Raw genomic sequence first — 17,887 nt, forward strand, 5'->3', positions numbered from 1 at the left:
CCCGCTGATGTGGACCCTGAGCCCGGCTGACTGGATAGCTCTGCAACTGACCCTGAAACTGGCACTGATCAGTACTGGCCTCTTGTTGTTGCTGTGCTTGCCGCTGGCATGGTGGTTGGCGCACAGCCAGCGGCGGATCAAGGTGGTGGTGGAAGCCATGGTGGCCCTGCCGTTGGTGTTGCCGCCGACGGTGATCGGCTTTTACCTGCTGATCTTGCTCGGCCCGCGCGGTGCGGTGGGCGGCTTTCTCGAGCAGATCGGCATTGGCCATCTGGCTTTTACCTTTACCGGCCTGGTGGTTGGCTCGATGATCTACTCCCTGCCCTTTGTTGTGCAGCCCTTGCAGAACGCTTTCCAGAGCATGGGCCGTCGCCCGCTGGAGGTGGCAGCGACCTTGCGTGCCGGACCGCTGGATCGTTTTTTTACTGTGGTATTGCCCTTGTGCCGGCGCGGCTTTCTGACCGCAGCGGTCTTGTCGTTCGCGCATACGTTGGGTGAATTCGGCGTGCTGCTGATGATCGGCGGCAGTATTCCCGGGCAGACCCAGGTCGCCTCGATTGCCATCTACAGCCATGTGGAAGCCATGGACTATGCCGCTGCCCACGGTTTGTCGCTGTTCCTGCTGGTGCTGGCCTTTGTCATGCTGCTGAGCGTGTACGCGCTCAATCGACGCTTCCGCCTGGTCGGGGTGGCACAATGAGCCTGCACATTCGGCTGCGTTTGCGGCGCGCTGGCTTTACTCTGGATTTCAACGAACACCTGCCGGGGCAGGGGGTTACCGCGCTGTTTGGTCGTTCCGGTTCGGGCAAGACTACGTTGTTGCGCTGTCTGGCCGGCTTTGAGCCGGAAGCCGCTGGCGAGATCTGCATCAACGGTGAATACTGGCAACAGGAGCGCCAATCACGGCCAACCCATCAGCGTGAACTGGGTTATGTGTTTCAGGAAGCCAGCCTGTTTGCCCATCTGACCGTGGCGGGGAATCTGCGCTATGCCTGGCGGCGAGTGCCGGCGGCAAACCGGCGGATCACCCAGGCCGAGGCCATCGATTGGCTGGGGCTGGGTGAGTTGTTGCGGCGCTACCCGGATCAATTGTCGGGTGGTCAGCGTCAGCGGGTTGCGATTGCCCGTGCCATGCTTGGTAGCCCGCAGCTACTGCTGATGGATGAACCCCTGGCAGCGCTGGATAGCGCCAGCAAAGCCGAGATCATGCCCTATCTGCAACGCCTGCCGCAGCAGTTGCAGATGCCGATCCTGTATGTCAGTCATACCCTGGAGGAAGTGGCGCAGCTGGCCGATCACCTGGTGCTGCTGGAGCATGGGCGTTGTCTGGGCCAGGGCGCATTGAACGAGATGCTGACCCGGCTGGACCTGCCGTTGGCCTCGGCAGCCAGCGCCTCGGCAGTCGTGCAGGCTCAGGTAGCCAGCTTTGATGCGGACTATCACCTGCTCAGCGTCGTGACCGCGGCAGGCTCGCTGCAGGTACCCGCCCCAGCCAGACCGGCGGGTGATCAGGTTCGGGTACGTATCGCTGCGCGTGATCTGCTGCTGGCGCAGGCCCCTCTGGTGGGCATCAGTGCCCTGAACAGCTTGCCGGTGACGGTGCTGGCCTTGACCGCCGACACGGATCCCGCTTTCACTCTGGTGCGCCTTGAACATGCCGGCCAGCCACTGCTGGCACGCATCACGCGCAAATCGGCGGAACAGATGCAGTTGGCCGCAGGCACCGAGCTGCAGGCCATTGTCAAAACCGCCAGCCTGGCGGGGTGAGTCCCGTTCAGGCAGCCGCCAGACTCATCGCACAGACCTGATTGCGTCCGTTCTGTTTGGCCTGGTACATGCGTTGGTCGGCCAGTTGCAGCAGTTCTTCGCGACTGTTGGCCCGATCAAAACGCAGCTCGGCCAGACCGATGCTGGCGGTCAGTGGCTGGCCTTCCGGGCGCAAGCCAAGGCCTTGCTGGGTAACGCGATCGAGCGCCCGGCGTGCCTGGGTCATGTCGGTATCCGGCATGATCAGCAAAAACTCTTCGCCACCCCAACGCACCAGGCTGTCAGCGCTGCGCAGGCTTCGCAGCATGTGTTCCGCGCTGTCGCGCAGGGCGATATCACCGGCCTCGTGCCCCCAGGTATCATTCAGCGCCTTGAAGTTATCCAGGTCGATAAAGGCCAATGCCAGCGCGCTGTTATTGCGCTGGGCAGCATCCCATTTGAGTTTGAGGATTTCCTCACCACTGCCGCGCGAGAAAATGCCTGTCAGGGGATCACGAATGGCGGTTCTCACCAGCGCCAGCATGAAGGCCAGCTGGCTCATGCCGGCCAGTGCGCCGACCCCGCCAATCAGCATCAATAACCAGAAAGCACCGGCAAAGGAAGGCCAGTCAAGCACACTCCAGCTCAGGTAGCCGGCCAGTGCCTGGGCGCCCAGCACCAGCAGGATGACCACCAGGTTCTCGCTCAGGGTCAGCGGAAAGATGGCCATGCCCGCCATCAGCACGAAAGGCAGAAAGGCATAACCGGCCCCCACTGCTTCAGACATGCTGTGCAGTTCAAAACTACCCAGCAGAGTGTGCGAGCTGATATAGAAGACCGTGGGAATGGCGAACAGGATTGCCAGTGCCTTGTACGCCTGACGCAGTTCACCGGTAGGCTGGTAGCAGGTCAGCAGGAAGAAAAAAGTGGCGCTGACGAGCAAGCGCAGGACCAGGAGTTTCAGCCACAACTCCGGCGGGAACACCATGATATCGATCAGTGACCACAGTGGCGTCAGTACGGCAAACAACAGGGCAAACAGACGCACCCGGTTGACAATCAGGATGGCGCGGCGGCGGCTGAGCAACAGCATGTGCCGGCGTGGGCCGAGCAGGCTGGGCAGGTCGCCCCCTTGCAGGTCATCATCCAGCAAGTGACTGAAGCGTTTCCACAGAGTATTGGAGAGCATGTTGGTCTTCCCAGCTTGGCGCCTGGCCGGCTAGTGGCAATTTGGTATCTATCTATTGAACCACGCTTGCCATGCGTAAATATTGACTGACATCATGCTTCGGGTCAGCTTGCAGCAAAGTGTCGCAGCAGGCTAGGCAGCCGGGTTGCCTCTGCTTATACTCTGACGCCATGTCAGCCTCGCGTAATCGCCGCTCCTGGATCGCGCTGTTTCTGAGCTGGTGCCTGTTCCTCAATGTGTATGCCTGTTGCTTGAATCAGGCCGAGATGGTGGCACCCGGGCCGGATTCGGTAGCCGTCGCCTACTGTTCGCTCTCCGAGCGAGCCGCCCAAACGGTGGCTCTCGACGGGGGTGAGTCTGGCGCTGGCTCCATGGTTATGCTGGCCCCGGATTGCCCACTGTGTTCCAGCGGTACCTCGGTTGCTCTGCTGGCGACCGACTGGCATCTGCCACCCGTCCCAGGCCTGCACCCACCGGTTCAACCCTCCAGCGCTCTGCCGCTGATCAGCCAACCCCCGCACTGGCCGCCGGCCAGCCCGCGCGCTTCGCCTCTCACAGCCTGACGCTTCCCTTCAACTGGCCAACCCGGCGTTGGCCTGGATAGATTTTGCTCAGGAATTGATTGATGACGACTATTAATGTTCGCCAGCCGCTGCCGCGCCTGGCTGGTCTCTCTGCGTTTGCTCTAGTGTTGCTGGCCCCGGCCGTTATGGCCGATCACCCATTGAAACTGGCACCAGTGGTGGTCACCGGGGTGCATCAGGAGACCCCGCTTACCCTGGTCACCGACCCGAAAAACCCGCGTCAACCGATGCCGGCCAGTGATGCCGGTGATTATCTGAAAACCCTGCCGGGCTTCAGTGCCATTCGCGGCGGCGGCACCAACAATGATCCGGTTTTGCGTGGCATGTTCGGCTCGCGCCTGAATCTGCTCAACAATGGCGGCGAAATGCTGGGTGCCTGCCCGTCGCGCATGGATTCGCCATCCTCGTATATCGCACCGGAAACCTTTGACCGCCTGACCGTGATCAAGGGGCCGCAAAGCGTCACCTGGGGGCCGGGCAATTCCGCGGGCACCATTCTGTTCGAGCGTGACCCGGAGATTTTCAGCGAGCCGGGTCAACGCCTGGATGTATCCGCAGTACTGGGATCAGCCAGCCGTCGTGACCTGTTGCTGGATGGCGCCATTGGCGGGCCAAGCGGCTACCTGCGGCTGACCGGCAACCGTTCGCGGGCGGACGACTATCGTGATGGCAACGGTGACCGGGTACCGGCGCGCTGGGACAAGTGGAATACCGATCTGGCCATGGGTTTCACGCCGGATAGCGACACGCTGGTGGAATTGACCCTGGGTCGCGGTGATGCCGAAGCCCGCTATGCCGGCCGAGGGATGGATGGCAGCCAGTTCGAGCGTGACAGTGCCGGGCTGCGTTTTACCCGTGAACTGGGTGACAGTGGACTGACCGGCATTAGCGCCCAGCTGTATTACAACTATGCCGATCACGTCATGGACAACTACAGCCTGCGCACGCCACCGACCAGCGGCATGATGGCCGGGCCGCGCGCCACCAATGTGGACCGCCGGACCCTGGGTGCGCGCGTGAGCAGCGACTGGCTGTGGGATGACTGGGCGCTGCAACTGGGTGCGGATGCCCAGCGCAACCGGCATCGAACCCGTAGCGGCATCGGCGAAGGTGCCTACCGGCAATTACCCTGGCTGGAAGATGCCACTTTCAGTCAATACGGCGTATTTGCCGAGGCGACCTATAGCGCAACCAGCGCGCGTCAGTGGATTGCCGGGGCACGCCTTGATCGGCACCGCGTGCAGGATAGCCGTGAACAGACGGGCAGCGGCATGATGGTGATGGCCAACCCGACAGCCGGGCAGAGTCGCAGCGACACCTTGCCATCCGGCTTTGTGCGACTGGAGCAACGGTTGAGCGACAGCATCCTGGGTTATGCCGGCATTGGCCATGTGCAGCGCTTCCCGGATTACTGGGAACTGTTTTCACCCCGAGTAGCGCCGCTGGGTGAAACCAATGCCTTCGCCGGCATTCAGCCGGAGCGCACCACGCAACTGGATGTTGGGCTGCAATACCAGCAAGACGGCCGCCAGGCCTGGGTATCAGCCTATGCCGGCAGGATTGATGATTACATCCTGTTCAGCTATCCACTTGCTGGCGGCATGCCGCACCAGAACAGCCGGGCAGATAATGTCGATGCCCGCATCATGGGGATTGAACTGGGGGCCGTGTATCCGCTGAGCCAGCAGTGGACGCTGGATGGCAACCTGGCCTATGCCTGGGGCAAGAACCGTGACACCGGTCGGCCATTGCCGCAGATGCCACCGGTGGACGCCAAACTGGGACTGACCTGGGCAGCGGATAACTGGAGTGCCGGTGGACTCTTGCGTGGCGTTGCCGGACAAGGCCGCACGGCAGTGAATCAGGGCAATGTGGTCGGCCGTGACCTGGGTGACAGCAGCGGCTTTGTGGTGGCGTCCGTGCATGCCGCCTGGAAAGCCAGTGACCAGCTGCGCCTGAGTACCGGTATCGACAACCTGTTTGACCGTGCCTACAGCGAACACCTGAACATGGCCGGCAACGCCGGTTTCGGCTTCCCCGCCGAACCAACCCGGATCAACGAACCGGGCCGGACATGGTGGGTGAAGTTGGATGTGAGTTTGTAGGGCGTTCAGGAGCCCGGATGTCTTGGACTCTTCCCCCTCTCCCCAACCCCTCTCCCGCAAGGGGAGGGGGGCTATGTGTATGCTTGAGAGATTATGCAGTCCCCCCCCCCGACCTCGCCTGCGGCCACCTGTCCTGCGCAGAACTTAGGGCGTTCGGGCGGGCGAAGCAGTGCTTCGCTGTTAGCCGCCCTCACCCCGCAAGGGGAGAGGGGTGACTCGGTGCTGGGTGATGTTCACGTATAGCCCCTCTCCCCTTGCGGGAGAGGGGTTGGGGAGAGGGGGAGACTTTACTGCAGCGGCTCCAATACCTCGTCCCCATACAACTCATGCATGGCCGATGAGGCCCAGCTGTCCCAGCCACCGGATTCACTGCGGCTGAGCAGCAGCACGGTCAGCCCTTGCTGCTCGGCCATGGCCTGGGCCGCTTCGGTACCCAGTACCATCAGTGCAGTGGCCCAGCCATCAGCCAGCATGGCTGACGGGTGCATAACGGTCACCGACGCCAGTTTATGCTGTACCGGCATGCCATTGCGCGGATCAATCGTGTGCGAATAACGCTGGCCATCAGCTTCGAAATAATTGCGATAATCCCCCGAGGTGGCGACCGACAGGTCACGTACCGGCAATATATGTTGCGCCACTTCCATCTGTTGGCTGTCCGGCAGTTCGACGCCGATGCGCCAGGGCGCGCCGTCGCTGCGGACGCCCAGGGCGATCAGGTCGCCACCGAGGTTGACCAGGTGATTGGCCACGCCCTGGTCCAGCAGCCACTGCGATACCCGGTCGACGGCATAGCCCTTGGCGATGGCGGACAGGTCGACATAGACATCGCGCTGGCGGCGTAACCGTTGGCCGTCAGTGTCCAGTTCCAGGTAGTGGTAACCCACCTCGGACAGGCGGCGCTCGCGTTCGCTGTCGCTGGGGGTTTCCAGGGGGCGGGCTTCGGGACCAAAGCTCCACAGGTTGACCAGGCCGCCAACGGTGACATCGAAAGCGCCGTCACTGGTGCGGGCGATCTGGTCACTGGCTTCCAGCACGGTAAACAGAGAGCGGGAAACTGTGACCCATTCGCCGGGCTCACCCTGGTTCAACTGACTGAGTTCGGAGTCATCCCGGTAGGTGGACATGCTGGCATCCACCGCCTGCATTTCCTCCACGGCGCCCTGATGCAGCGCTTCCAGTTCGGCTTCGCTGAAAGCTCCGGCCAGAGTGATCTGGTAGAAGGTGCCGAAGATATTGCCCTGCAGGTGGTGTTGTTCAGGCTGGGGTTCACGGCTACAGGCGTTGATCAACAAGACACTCAGCAGCAATGCCAGCAGGCGATGCGGGTTCAGCATGGGCAACCTCCTCAGAGAAAAATCCACAACAGCATGGCACCCAGAACCAGACGGTAGATGACAAAGGGCTGCATGCCGATACGTTGGATAAAGGCCAGGAAATAATGAATGCACAGGAAGGCGCTGATACCGGAGAGCAGGACGCCACCGGCCATCACGGCCCAATCGATGGGTACGTCACTGCCGACCAGGTCTTTGGTTTCCAGCGCACAGGCGAGAAAGATCACCGGAATCGACAGCAGAAAAGAAAAACGCGCCGCCGCCTCCCGGCTCAGACCCAGCAGCAATGCCGCGGTGATGGTGATGCCGGAGCGCGAGGTGCCGGGGAACAGGGCGATGGCCTGGGCAATACCGATGACGGCGACATCCTTCCAGGTCATCTGGCTGACCTCACGTGTGCCGCGGTGACGCCAGTCGGCCCAGCCCAGCAGCAAGCCGAAAACGATCAGACCGGCGGCCAGATACAAGGGTGAACGCAACACGGTTTCGATCACGTCCTTGAATGCCAGCCCGGCCAGGCCGACCGGGATGGTACCCAGAATCACCGCCCAGGCCAGTCGGGCATCCGCATCCAGTTGCCGGGTTGCCAGTGAACGGGTCCAGCTCAGGGTCATGTTGATCAGATCCTGGCGGAAATAGATCATCACGGCAGACAGGCTGCCCAGATGCAGGGCAACATCAAAGACCAGTCCCTGATCGTCCCAGTTGGTCAGTACCGGTACCAGAATCAGGTGAGCCGAGCTGGAAACCGGCAAAAATTCGGTGATCCCCTGCACGATGGCAAGGACGATGACGTGTATCCAGTCCATGGGCGTTCCAAAGAGCTTCACGATAAAAAGGCGCCCAAGTTAAGCATGCCTTGGCCGCCAATGCGAGTCAGTTGTCAGCCAGCCGGTACACTCAAGATGGCCGTCGCAATGCTGAACATAGACGATTACCCCGGTGATATCGGCAATGGTAGTGACCAGTGGCGCCGACGCCCCCCGGGAACGTCGAGTTGCACCCGGCCAGCAGGCTGCCAGGGCTGCCAGTGGCGATTGGGCGCTGTTGCCTGGGAACGCCGAGTTGTACTCGGCAAACACCCCGGCAGGGGTGTCATGGCCGCTAATGCCGAGTGCAACTCGGCGCTCCCAACGTCAATCAACTCAGGCTCGGAGTATCCGTACCGCTATGACGCTGTTGCCGCGGGTTCCGGCAGCCGACGCAGCAGCAGGGCCATGTCCGGCCGGACCCCGGCCGGTGCCGGTATCCACACCCGGTGGCCGGTACCCGGCGCAGCCGTGACTGCTTCACGCTTGGCGTTTTCCAGCGCTTCCAGACGAAACACATGGTTGCCCGCCGGGGTCATCAGCTCCACTTCATCACCCAGCTCGAAGCGATTCTTCACCTCGATCAGCAGCCAGTCGCCCTCGTGCTGCAGGACTTCACCGACAAACTGGTGGCGACTCATCCGCGAGCTGCCCTGTTCGTAGTTCTGGTACACCCCGTGTGGATGCCGACGGTAGAAGCCTTCGGTGTAGCCGCGGTTGGCCAGGCTTTCCAGGTCATCCATCAGGCTGAGATCAAAGGGCTTGCCGGCCACCGCATCGTCGATTGCCCGGCGGTAGGTCTGCACGGTGCGCGCTACATAGAAATGCGTTTTGGTCCGACCTTCGATTTTCAGCGAATCAATACCCATCTGCATGAATTGCTCGACATGCTGCACGGCGCGCAGGTCCTTCGAATTCATGATGTAGGTGCCGTGTTCGTCCTCTTCGATTGCCATGGGTTCGTCCGGTTTGTCGTGCTGCTGCACCACCTGAATCGGCTGCGCGAGCACTTCAATATTGCCCTCGGCAGTCTCCATGGCCGGTTTGACGTCGTACTGCCAACGGCAGGCATTGGTGCAGGCGCCCTGATTGGCATCACGGTGATTGAAGTAGCCGGACAGCAGGCAGCGCCCGGAATAGGCAATACACAGCGCACCATGGACAAAGACTTCCAGACCGATATCCGGGCAGCGGCGACGAATCTCGGCAACCTCGTCGAGCGACAGTTCACGTGACAGAATGACCCGCTCGATGCCCATCTGCTGCCAGAATTTGACCGTGGCCCAGTTCACCGCGTTGGCCTGCACCGACAAATGCACCGGCAGGTCGGGCCATTTCTCGCGTACCAGCATGATCAGGCCCGGGTCGGACATGATCAGGGCATCCGGGCCCATGGCGATTACCGGCTCCAGATCCCGCAGGTAGGTATCCACCTTGTTGTTGTGCGCGGCGATATTGCTCGCCAGATAGAACCGCTTGCCCAGCGCATGCGCCTCGGCAATGGCGGCGGCCATCACCTCGGGGTGGTTGAAGTCGTTTTCCCGCACGCGCAGGCTGTAGCGCGGCTGACCGGCATAGGCGGCATCGGCGCCATAGGCAAAGGCAAAACGCATGGCTTTCAGGGTGCCGGCGGGGGCCAGCAATTCCGGGGCTGTGCGGCTCATGGGTGCTCCTGTGAACAAGACAAGATGATGGCGGGGCAATATAAGCACTTTTCGCCAGGCCATCTTGATCCTGATCAGGTTTTCACTTCATGGCGCAGTTGGCGTCGTCCCTAGCTCGATGATCGCAATATGCTCGCCGGCCGTTACCTGAAAGCGCGCCAGTTCCCGCGCAGTGAAATGGGCTTCGAGAGGGTGCGGCCTGAATTCATGCGGCCGTTTGACCAGCAAGATGATGTCCTGATAGAGGCCCCAGTCAAGATTGTTTTGCAGCGATTCAAACCGGTTCCGGGCGGTGCCAGAGTTGATGGCCGAATATCCCAGAGCCGCGTACATGCCACTGCGGTCGCTGATAACCAGGGTGGTTTCTGGCGGGAAATGATCCTGCAAGTAGTGCCGGGCGTACTTGAACTCCTTGAACAATGTCAGTGATTTGCCACTGGCGTTGTTCAGTGCCTGGGTGTTGCCGGTAATGAACAAGGCGCCACAAACGAAAAAGACCGCAACCCTGGCCTGTGCCGGGCGTGCCAGGCGACTGGCCAAAACCAGCGCATAGGCCGCAAACGGTGCCAGCCACAACAGCTGCAATTGACTCAGGCGGTTGATCCAGGCGAGGTGATAATCACCGTAATAATAGGCCAGGTGGCCAGTCGTCAGGAGTAGCTGGGCCAGCAGGCAGAAGTAGAAAGCCTGCCTCGCCGGACTGAACCAGCTCCGGTTTTTTACCGTCTGCCACAAAAAGGCCGCTATGCCAGCCAGTGCCAGATAGAAGATGATATTGAGTACCGGTTGTCCGTTGGACTGGCCGAGGGCAAAGAAATGCACCATTTGCCAGGCATTCACGAGCAAATGCTCAAGCGCAAAAACCACGTCAACGGATTCGCCCGGGTTGGCAAAGCTGTCGGACAGGAGTTTCTGCCAGGCAATCGGTAAAGCCAGCAAAGGCAGCAGCGGGAACAGATTGCTATAGCTCAGTCCCTGCAATACCCGCCATTTGAAGATGACAATCAGGAGCAGGGGAAACGCCAGCAAGGCGCTTTCATAGCGCGCCTGGGCTGCCAGTAGGGTCAGCAGGCAAAGCAGCTCGAACCCCTGGCCGCTGGGTTTGTACAAAAACCGGTAAATTTGCCCATACACCAGGCCGATCATCAGCATGTTCAATGCATCAAATCCGGAGGAGGTGATGTTCAGCTGGAAAATCGGGAAAGCGGCGATAACCCCGGCGCAAGCAATCGCCATCAGCGAGCCTGAATATCGCAGCATGAACTGGTAGGCAAACATCAGCGTGGTCAGGCCAACCAGCGTATTGAGCACAAAGCCGTTGTACCAGCGAAATCCAGTGAGGTGGTGCAGCAGGGCGGTCAGAAAGGCAAAGAGCCCGGGGCGGTGGGCGTGGTCCGAGGTTTGTGTGTGGTAGCTGTCATAGTAGAAAAACTGCTCGGTGACATTGCGCAGCAGCTTCTCCAGATACAGGCTGCGGCTGGTGGAGAGCAGATTGGTTTCATCCGCCAGCACGCGAAAATCATGGCCCAAAGTCAGACTGATCACAGTGACTGCGCCGACCAGGGCAACCATGGCCCCGACCTGCGTCGTCAACAGGCGATAAATCAGTGCCCGCGCATTCCATGCAGCCAGACCGCTGCTGGCAAGCAAGAAATAGAAGGCTGAACGGACAAACAGATCGGCATGCGTATCTATCCAGAACAGATACCCGCAGGCCAGAATCAGCGCCAGCGCGCTGACCATGAAGGCGGGGAAACGAAAATTGTCGGGCATGGACAAGCCTGATTATTGGCGGTTTCGATCATTCTACCTGTAGCCTTGCCCGGTTAAATACCCCCTGAGTTGATCGCTTGCAGGGCCAGTGGGAGGTTTTTTTTTGCTGCGCATCTCTGTATAAGGATGCTCTTTGATTAAGGCGGAGTAGGTCAGTGGCAAGTATCCCTACCGATATCGATGTTTTCTATGTCGTTTACCGGCCAGACCTACAGCCGCTGAAAGACAGCCTGCAAGCGCTGGCAGAACAGCAGGGTGAAGGGTTTCAGCGACTGCACCTCTGCATGTGGGACAACTCACAGGATGTGACGGTGCACGCTGAGCTGAAAGAGCTGCTCGCACCCTTTCGCGATATCTTTGCCAGTACCCGGCTGATTCAGAGTGAAGACAACCTCGGCTTTGGCCGTGGCAACAACCGCTTGCTGGATGCCAGTGAGCAACCCTGGGTGCTGCTGATGAATCAGGATGCAGTGCCGGAGCCGGGGGCGCTGCATGAGTTGGCGACAAGCCTGGCCAGCCAGGGTGAGCAGGTTGCAGCGCTGGAGTTGCGCCAGATTCCCTTCGAACATCCCAAGGAATACAACCCGTCGACCGGCATCACGCCCTGGGTGTCCGGTGCTGCCTGCCTGATCAGGCGCGAGGCACTCACAGCGGTGGGTGGTTTTGATGAAGGTTTTTTCATGTATGCCGAGGATGTTGATCTGAGCTGGCGCTTGCGTGCAGCCGGTTGGCAACTGGTCTATGTGCCGCGCGCTGCCGTCTGGCATGACACCTACCGAAACCCGGGTGAAGAAAAACCCATGCAGGCGGTAGAAGGGACGCTGAACAATCTGCTGATGCGCGTGCGCTATGGCCGCCTTATAGATGTATTCATCGGCTTGCTGGGGGTGTTCCGTGAAGTGCTGGCGCCGTCTTCTTTCAAAGGCAGGCGCTGGCAGTTTTTGCGCCTGTACGCCCGCTTTGCCCGTCTGGCCCCCCAATACCATCGCTCACGGATAAGGCCTGCTCCAGGTGTTGATTTCGCCGCGGATTTTCGTGGCTGGAATTTTTCTCGTCACCGCGAAGGCGCTTTTGTTTCCTTCCGCCGGGCTGAAGAGTGGGCTGAGCATCCGCAGCCACTGGTCAGTATTATCGTACGCACGCACAAGCGGCCGGCCATGCTTCGGGAGGCATTGCAGTCGCTGGTCCGGCAGACCTGGAATAATCTGCAGGTAGTGGTGGTGGAAGATGGTGAGCCGCTCAGTCAGCCCATGCTGGAAAGCGAGTTCGCCAGTCTGAACCTGCGCTACCTGGCCACCGGGCAGAATGTGGGCCGATCAGCAGCAGGCAATCGGGCCCTGGCGCTGGCCGAAGGCGAATGGATTGGCTTTCTGGATGATGATGACCAGCTGTTTGCCGACCATATCGAGGTGCTGCTGAGCCAGGCACAGAATGCCGGGGTCAAAGGTGTTTACGGACTGGCCGATGAGGTGCTGACCGAACTGAATAGCGTCGCCCCGCTGGATTATCGCGAAACGGGTACGTTGTTGCGTTACCGGCAGCCTTTCTCGCGCTTTTTGCTCTGGCACCACAATTATTTGCCGATTCAGAGCGTGCTTTTTCATCGCAGCCTGTATGAGCAGCACGGTGGTTTTGCTGAAGATATGGATCAGCTGGAAGACTGGGACCTGTGGGTGCGTTACAGCCTGGAGCATGATTTTTTGATGCTGGAAAAAACCACCTCCCGTTATCGGGTGCCCGCCAGTCAGCAGCACAGCAAGGAACGTCTGGCCCAGCTGGATGCGGCCTATGTCGATGCCCGCCGGCGTCAGGATGCGTTGCAGTTTACTATCAGCCCGCGACAGTTTGTCGATATGGCGGAAGCCTATCACAGCGGCCTGGCGGTTCAGGTGCAGCGCCATGCCCGCTTGCGCGTCTGGTTGCAGCGTATGGGCTTGTTGGGTCTGGCGCGTCAAGTGCGGGGCCGCTGGCTGCGCCTGCGTGGTCACTGAATGATGTCTTCTGGTCACCCTGAACGTTTGCATGTCGCCATCCTGGTTCACTGCTGGCAACCACAGCAACTGTTTGCCGTCGTGGATAGTTTGGCCGTGGCTTTGTTGCCGCTGCATGCAGACGGCATGCAGTTGCGTATCAGCGTGCTGGATAACGGTGATTCGGGGCAGCCGGAACGTTTGCTCCCGGTAGTGCAGCGCGGAAAAATGCGGCTGCCGGCGGCTGACTGGCAACTGCAAGGCGGCCTGCCCAACAAGGGCTATGGTGCGGGGCATAACATTGCCCTGCGCGCTTCTAGTGCCTGGCAGGCGGACTGGCATCTGGTGCTGAATCCGGACGTCTTGCTGGAGCCCGATGCGCTGCAACAGGGTTTGTCATGGTTGCGTCAGGAGTCGGCCTGTGGTCTGGTGTCGCCCCGCTGTCAGGGATGGGCCAGGGGTGAAACGCAATACCTGGCGCGAACCGCCCCCAGCCCCTTGACCTTGTTGCTGCGCAATCTGCCGTCGGGCCTGCAGGCCCGGAGCGGGATCTCGCGCGCACTACAGCGCCACTGCTATGCAGATCAGCCGCTGGATCAGCCTGTATATGATGTGGAAACCCAGAGTGGGTGCTTCATGTTGGGCCCGCTGGCGGCTTTTGACTCGGTTCAGGGTTTTGCTGAAGCTTTTTTCATGTACTTCGAAGACCTGGATTTGTCGCTGCGCCTGCGCCGGGCGGGTTGGCGGATTGATCGTGTGCCTGGTGTTCGCATAACCCATGGCGGCGGTGCGGCCGGACACAAGGGTGTCACTCACGCGCGTTACTTTATTATATCGGCGTTGCGCTTCTTCGCGCGGCATCCGCTGGTCGCTCTGGGGCGCCGTCCGACGCGCAGCGCAGGAAGAAAGCGTGGCAACCGCTTGTAAGCTGGCAAATAATGTATCTATAATGGATGTGCTCTAAGGCAGTAGCTGCAATAATGGCTTGTGTCGTGTTGGTTGGGGGCTTGGCTGGTACTGCCAGTCAAGTCTTCAATTTTTAACGAGCACTGCCTACCTGTTCAGTCTGTCAAAGAGCGCGTTAACCGTTAAGCGGAAGCGCTGGGTGGAATTGCCATCGGCAAGGAAGCTCGTGCGGTTTGGTCGGAGATTGACGTAACCGCGTAATTTTGCATAAATTATGGCTGGGTGACGCTTGCATTGCGCGATACTGCTTGCTAGCATCATTTTCGCGTAAATAAGCATAACCTGTACAACACGTAACTTAGAGCACAAAAGGAATATCTCTGATGATGAAGAAATCCCTGTCCCAGGCGGTAGCTCTTGCAGCCAGCCTTGGTATGGCGGCTTCCGCCCATGCAGTAAACGTCAACCCGGATGGTCTGGGTCAAGTTCTGCTGTATCCCGTATATACCGTTGATAACGAGAACTACACTTCTATCTCCGTTACCAACACTACTGACGAGTTCAAGGCTGTTAAGGTCCGTTTCCTCGAGGGCGAAATGTCCCGTGAGGTTCTTGACTTCAACCTGTACCTGTCACCTGAAGATGTCTGGAACGGCGCTGTAGTTCGTACCGCTGAAGGCGCTCGCCTGATCACCAACGACACTTCCTGTACTGCTCCGTCCATTCCGCGCGGCCCGGCTCCGGGTGGCGTTGAGTTCCGTGGTAACGAGTGGATCCCAAGCGCACAGCCTGTGCCGACTGGCGATCGTGGCCGTATCGGCTATGTTGAAGTCATCGAGATGGGTGAGCTGGATCCGACCCACGTACTCGAGCCGGGCGTTACCGTTGAAGACGCTATCGAGCACGCACTGACTGCTGAAGGCACTTTCGAGCCGGGCAACTGTGAAGCTGTAGTGAACGCATGGCGTCCGGGCGGTTCCTGGATTGCTGACAACAATGACGGCGTGAGCCCGCCTGAAGGTGGTCTGTACGGTATCGGTACTATCGTCAACGTTCTCAACGCGACCATGATCGGTTATGACTCAATCGCTCTGGACAACTTCTGGCTGTCTCGCGTAGAAATTGAAGCGGGTGACGTAGGTTCTCCGCAGCACACTGCACCGGGTGACCTGTTCCCGAACATCGGTCAAGGTACTGAAATTGCTACCTTCCCGGATGGCAGCACTCTGGGTATGGACAGCACCTTCACTATCGGTGACGAGCTGACTCCTCAGCCTGGCATCAACGCAGTGAGTGCGGTTCTGGCCAAGACTGCCATCATGAACGACTACTCTATCGAAGCCGGTGTTCGCGCCAAGACTGAGTTTGTTGTCAACTTCCCGACCAAGCGTCAGTACGACGATGGCAACATTGCTCCGTTCGTCAACTCGCTCGAGAACGTTCCGGAAAACTGTGTGACCTTCGGTGCTAACTGGTGGGATCGTGAAGAGCAGTCGCCTTCAACTCCGGTTGGTGATATCGACTTCTCGCCGCGTCCTGACCCGACTTCACCTGACGTTCCACAACTGTGTGACGAGCTGAATATCATTCAGCTGACCAACAGCGATCAGGTTGGTGGCAGCGCGATTCTGGCTCGTAGCGATCGCACCGGTGTTCGTTCCACTCTGAACCTGGGCGAAAACTGGGATGCCGGTTGGTTGCGCATGAACTTCGACGACGTCGGTCGTACTCTGCTGGGTACTGACGAAGGCGGTACTGAGTTCCTGGTACGTGGCTTGCCGATCATCGGTTTCGCAGCAACTTCAATCGCGAACGATGATGCCGATGGTATGCTTGCTCGTTATGCAGCTTCTTGGGTCCACAAGGCCGAAACTGCAATCGAGGCTAACTGATAGCAGGCTAACGCCTACAATCAGCTAGTAGTTCAAAAAGCAGGGCTATATGCCCTGCTTTTTGACGTTAAAAATATGGCGAATCCAGTTTCCATTGGCTATACTCGGAAAACTGGACCCCTAACCCGAGGTATGTTATGAAAAAGTATAACCAGTTGGCTGTTGCAATCAGTGCTGCAATGGTTACATCGATGGCATCTGCAGGGTCGCTGGTGTTGAATTGGAATGATTCCGAAGAAGTAGAACAGGAACTTACCTGTACTTATGAGAACATGGTTCTGAGCGCCGGCGGCGCGATGAGCCTGTCTGTGGCGGGTGCTTGCGCCACGGCATTGAATGGTGTTTCCTTTGACTGCCCACCGGGTATGGTATGTACCCCGGAAGACACCGGTACTGACACCGGTACTGACACCGGCACGGATACTGGAACAGACACCGGAACTGGCACCGGCACGGATACTGGAACAGACACCGGAACGGGAACAGGTACTGGCGTCGAGGGCTGCCCGACACGCCCGATTGAGCAGATTGTTACCGCCACTGGCTCGCGCCTGTTTGATTCCAATGGTATTGCACGTATTGCCAATGATATGAATGCTTACGTATTGCGTATTCCTGCCTCGCTTAATGCGGCTGGTAGTGCGGGTAGCGATTTCTCGGCTGCTCCGGTTTCCGAAAGTGCAACGCCGCGTTACACCATGTCTATTTCACAGTGCCCGGGCGACTTTGATGTCCCCAATAACTGCGTGGCCGTAGGCGACTCGATGAGCAGTATCCGCTACCGTGTCGGCAGCGCTTTCTTTGGTCGCTGTGTAGTTGACGCCGACGAAGATTTCTACGTCAACGTGCGTTTCACCAATGGCCCGAATGCCACCGAAAGCACTTGCACACGGAGTCAGGGTTGCGCGGTGTACTTGCAGGGTCGTTGATCCCGGGCACAGCTAAAACCATGATGAACTGTAAAGGGAGAGTTTGTGCATAAGAGTTTACGTACGTGGCCAAAGGCCCTGGTCGCTGGTGTTGCTTTGTCAGCGGTCAGCCTGGTTTCGGCCAGTGAAAAACTCATCGAGCTGGGTGATGTGGTCGTCACCCAGCAAGAGTTTGAACAAGTGATCAATGTGATTGCCCCTGAAGGCAGAGCAGAAGCATTGCTTGCCAATGATCGACGTGCCCGTGAAATGCTCGTTGAGTATTTCACGGCCAGGGTCCTGGCTGAGAAAGCCCGGGATGCAGGCATGCACGAAGATGAGCGGTTCAAGCTACGCCAGGCATTCGAAGAAAATCGGGCTTTGGCCAAGATGTACGTCGCAAGAACGGTCGATGATATGCCGCGTCCGGATCTTGAGATGATAGCCAAAGAGCTGTATCAGTCCAATCCTGAGCGTTTCGAAACGGCTGAACAAGTCAGTGCGCAACATATCCTGATTGCGATCAACAATGAGCGCTCCGAGGCAGAAGCCCTGGAACTGGCACAGAAGGTACACAAGGATCTGCTCGACGGTACGCCCTTTGCCGAGTTGGTGGAAGAGTACTCTGATGATCCTTCTGCGCAGCAGAATGGTGGCAATCTGGGCTTTTTCAGCCGTGATCGGATGGTAAAGCCTTTTGCTGATACTGCTTTCGCCATGGACAAGGGTGACATCAGTGAGCCGGTCAAAACCCGTTTTGGCTATCACATCATTGAGTTGATTGATCGCAAGCCTTCCGCAACGCGTCCGTTTGAGCAAGTCAAGGATGAGTTGATGAAGGAAGCGGAAAGTACGTTCGTGGAGAATGCACGCACTGAGATGTTGTCCAATCTGCGATCAGATCCGGACATCAAGACCTACCACGACAATGTTGAAGCCATGATCGAGCGGCAGTAGACATACCATTAATCAGTGAGTAAAGGCCGGGCCATTTGGCCCGGCTT

General features: G+C 58.9%; 14 protein-coding genes. 9 read left to right on the top strand and 5 right to left on the bottom strand.

All coding sequences use genetic code 11. The features are described 5' to 3' along the window. Positions 1-7: 7 nt before the first annotated feature. Together modB and modC are read left to right on the top strand one after the other, a co-directional pair. Positions 8-700, top strand: a complete 693-nt coding sequence (gene modB / locus BLU07_RS16525; RefSeq protein WP_092389107.1) for a molybdate ABC transporter permease subunit — start codon at positions 8-10, stop codon at positions 698-700. After that, positions 697-1,767, top strand: a complete 1,071-nt coding sequence (modC, locus tag BLU07_RS16530; RefSeq protein WP_092389109.1) for a molybdenum ABC transporter ATP-binding protein — start codon at positions 697-699, stop codon at positions 1,765-1,767. Before modB ends, modC begins: the two co-directional genes overlap by 4 nt. Positions 1,768-1,774: 7 nt before the next feature. Here the strand turns inward: modC and BLU07_RS16535 are convergent, their stop codons facing one another. Further along, positions 1,775-2,935, bottom strand: coding sequence for a GGDEF domain-containing protein (locus tag BLU07_RS16535; RefSeq protein ID WP_092389111.1), 1,161 nt, complete (start codon positions 2,933-2,935; stop codon positions 1,775-1,777). Between the two features lie 170 nt (positions 2,936-3,105). Between BLU07_RS16535 and BLU07_RS16540 the strand changes: the two genes are divergently transcribed. Together BLU07_RS16540 and BLU07_RS16545 are read left to right on the top strand one after the other, a co-directional pair. Beyond that, entirely contained in the window at positions 3,106-3,498 is a 393-nt protein-coding gene (locus BLU07_RS16540; RefSeq protein WP_092389113.1) for a DUF2946 family protein, read from the top strand. 62 nt (positions 3,499-3,560) lie between these two features. Next, positions 3,561-5,624 carry a TonB-dependent copper receptor gene (locus BLU07_RS16545; protein ID WP_092389115.1) on the top strand — a complete coding sequence of 688 codons (2,064 nt, stop codon included), beginning with the start codon at positions 3,561-3,563 and terminating at the stop codon, positions 5,622-5,624. Between the two features lie 287 nt (positions 5,625-5,911). Here the strand turns inward: BLU07_RS16545 and BLU07_RS16550 are convergent, their stop codons facing one another. The 4 genes from BLU07_RS16550 to BLU07_RS16565 form a co-directional block, all read right to left on the bottom strand. Beyond that, positions 5,912-6,961, bottom strand: a complete 1,050-nt coding sequence (locus tag BLU07_RS16550) for an FAD:protein FMN transferase (RefSeq protein WP_197675032.1) — start codon at positions 6,959-6,961, stop codon at positions 5,912-5,914. Between the two features lie 11 nt (positions 6,962-6,972). Continuing rightward, complete coding sequence (locus BLU07_RS16555; protein ID WP_092389117.1) at positions 6,973-7,770, bottom strand: undecaprenyl-diphosphate phosphatase; 798 nt, start codon at positions 7,768-7,770, stop codon at positions 6,973-6,975. A 359-nt stretch (positions 7,771-8,129) separates the two neighbouring features. Further along, positions 8,130-9,434, bottom strand: a complete 1,305-nt coding sequence (trhP, locus tag BLU07_RS16560; RefSeq protein ID WP_092389119.1) for a prephenate-dependent tRNA uridine(34) hydroxylase TrhP — start codon at positions 9,432-9,434, stop codon at positions 8,130-8,132. A gap of 87 nt (positions 9,435-9,521) precedes the next feature. Continuing rightward, on the bottom strand, positions 9,522-11,207 hold the full coding sequence (locus tag BLU07_RS16565; protein ID WP_092389121.1) for a hypothetical protein: 1,686 nt from the start codon (positions 11,205-11,207) through the stop codon (positions 9,522-9,524). 155 nt (positions 11,208-11,362) lie between these two features. Between BLU07_RS16565 and BLU07_RS18000 the strand changes: the two genes are divergently transcribed. From BLU07_RS18000 to BLU07_RS16590, 5 genes are all read left to right on the top strand, one after another. After that, positions 11,363-13,198, top strand: a complete 1,836-nt coding sequence (locus BLU07_RS18000) for a glycosyltransferase family 2 protein (RefSeq protein ID WP_092389123.1) — start codon at positions 11,363-11,365, stop codon at positions 13,196-13,198. Beyond that, entirely contained in the window at positions 13,199-14,104 is a 906-nt protein-coding gene (locus BLU07_RS16575; RefSeq protein WP_092389125.1) for a glycosyltransferase, read from the top strand. Positions 14,105-14,466: 362 nt separating this feature from the next. Continuing rightward, positions 14,467-15,975, top strand: coding sequence for a hypothetical protein (locus BLU07_RS16580; RefSeq protein WP_092389127.1), 1,509 nt, complete (start codon positions 14,467-14,469; stop codon positions 15,973-15,975). 137 nt (positions 15,976-16,112) lie between these two features. Beyond that, positions 16,113-16,904, top strand: coding sequence for a hypothetical protein (locus tag BLU07_RS16585; RefSeq protein ID WP_092389129.1), 792 nt, complete (start codon positions 16,113-16,115; stop codon positions 16,902-16,904). Positions 16,905-16,949: 45 nt separating this feature from the next. Then, complete coding sequence (locus BLU07_RS16590; protein WP_157719231.1) at positions 16,950-17,840, top strand: peptidylprolyl isomerase; 891 nt, start codon at positions 16,950-16,952, stop codon at positions 17,838-17,840. Positions 17,841-17,887: the final 47 nt, after the last annotated feature.

Origin of the sequence: Halopseudomonas salegens, from assembly GCF_900105655.1 — a bacterium.
Taxonomy (GTDB): Bacteria; Pseudomonadota; Gammaproteobacteria; order Pseudomonadales; family Pseudomonadaceae; genus Halopseudomonas; species Halopseudomonas salegens.

What these genes read in the sequence shown, in the direction of transcription:
- trhP (WP_092389119.1), bottom strand. Translation starts at nt 9,434, where the DNA reads ATGAGCCGCACAGCCCCGGAATTGCTGGCCCCCGCCGGCACCCTGAAA.
- BLU07_RS16545 (WP_092389115.1), top strand. Translation starts at nt 3,561, where the DNA reads ATGACGACTATTAATGTTCGCCAGCCGCTGCCGCGCCTGGCTGGTCTC.
- modB (WP_092389107.1), top strand. Translation starts at nt 8, where the DNA reads ATGTGGACCCTGAGCCCGGCTGACTGGATAGCTCTGCAACTGACCCTG.
- BLU07_RS16565 (WP_092389121.1), bottom strand. Translation starts at nt 11,207, where the DNA reads ATGCCCGACAATTTTCGTTTCCCCGCCTTCATGGTCAGCGCGCTGGCG.
- BLU07_RS16540 (WP_092389113.1), top strand. Translation starts at nt 3,106, where the DNA reads ATGTCAGCCTCGCGTAATCGCCGCTCCTGGATCGCGCTGTTTCTGAGC.
- BLU07_RS16580 (WP_092389127.1), top strand. Translation starts at nt 14,467, where the DNA reads ATGATGAAGAAATCCCTGTCCCAGGCGGTAGCTCTTGCAGCCAGCCTT.
- BLU07_RS16585 (WP_092389129.1), top strand. Translation starts at nt 16,113, where the DNA reads ATGAAAAAGTATAACCAGTTGGCTGTTGCAATCAGTGCTGCAATGGTT.
- BLU07_RS16550 (WP_197675032.1), bottom strand. Translation starts at nt 6,961, where the DNA reads ATGCTGAACCCGCATCGCCTGCTGGCATTGCTGCTGAGTGTCTTGTTG.
- modC (WP_092389109.1), top strand. Translation starts at nt 697, where the DNA reads ATGAGCCTGCACATTCGGCTGCGTTTGCGGCGCGCTGGCTTTACTCTG.
- BLU07_RS16575 (WP_092389125.1), top strand. Translation starts at nt 13,199, where the DNA reads ATGATGTCTTCTGGTCACCCTGAACGTTTGCATGTCGCCATCCTGGTT.
- BLU07_RS16535 (WP_092389111.1), bottom strand. Translation starts at nt 2,935, where the DNA reads ATGCTCTCCAATACTCTGTGGAAACGCTTCAGTCACTTGCTGGATGAT.
- BLU07_RS16555 (WP_092389117.1), bottom strand. Translation starts at nt 7,770, where the DNA reads ATGGACTGGATACACGTCATCGTCCTTGCCATCGTGCAGGGGATCACC.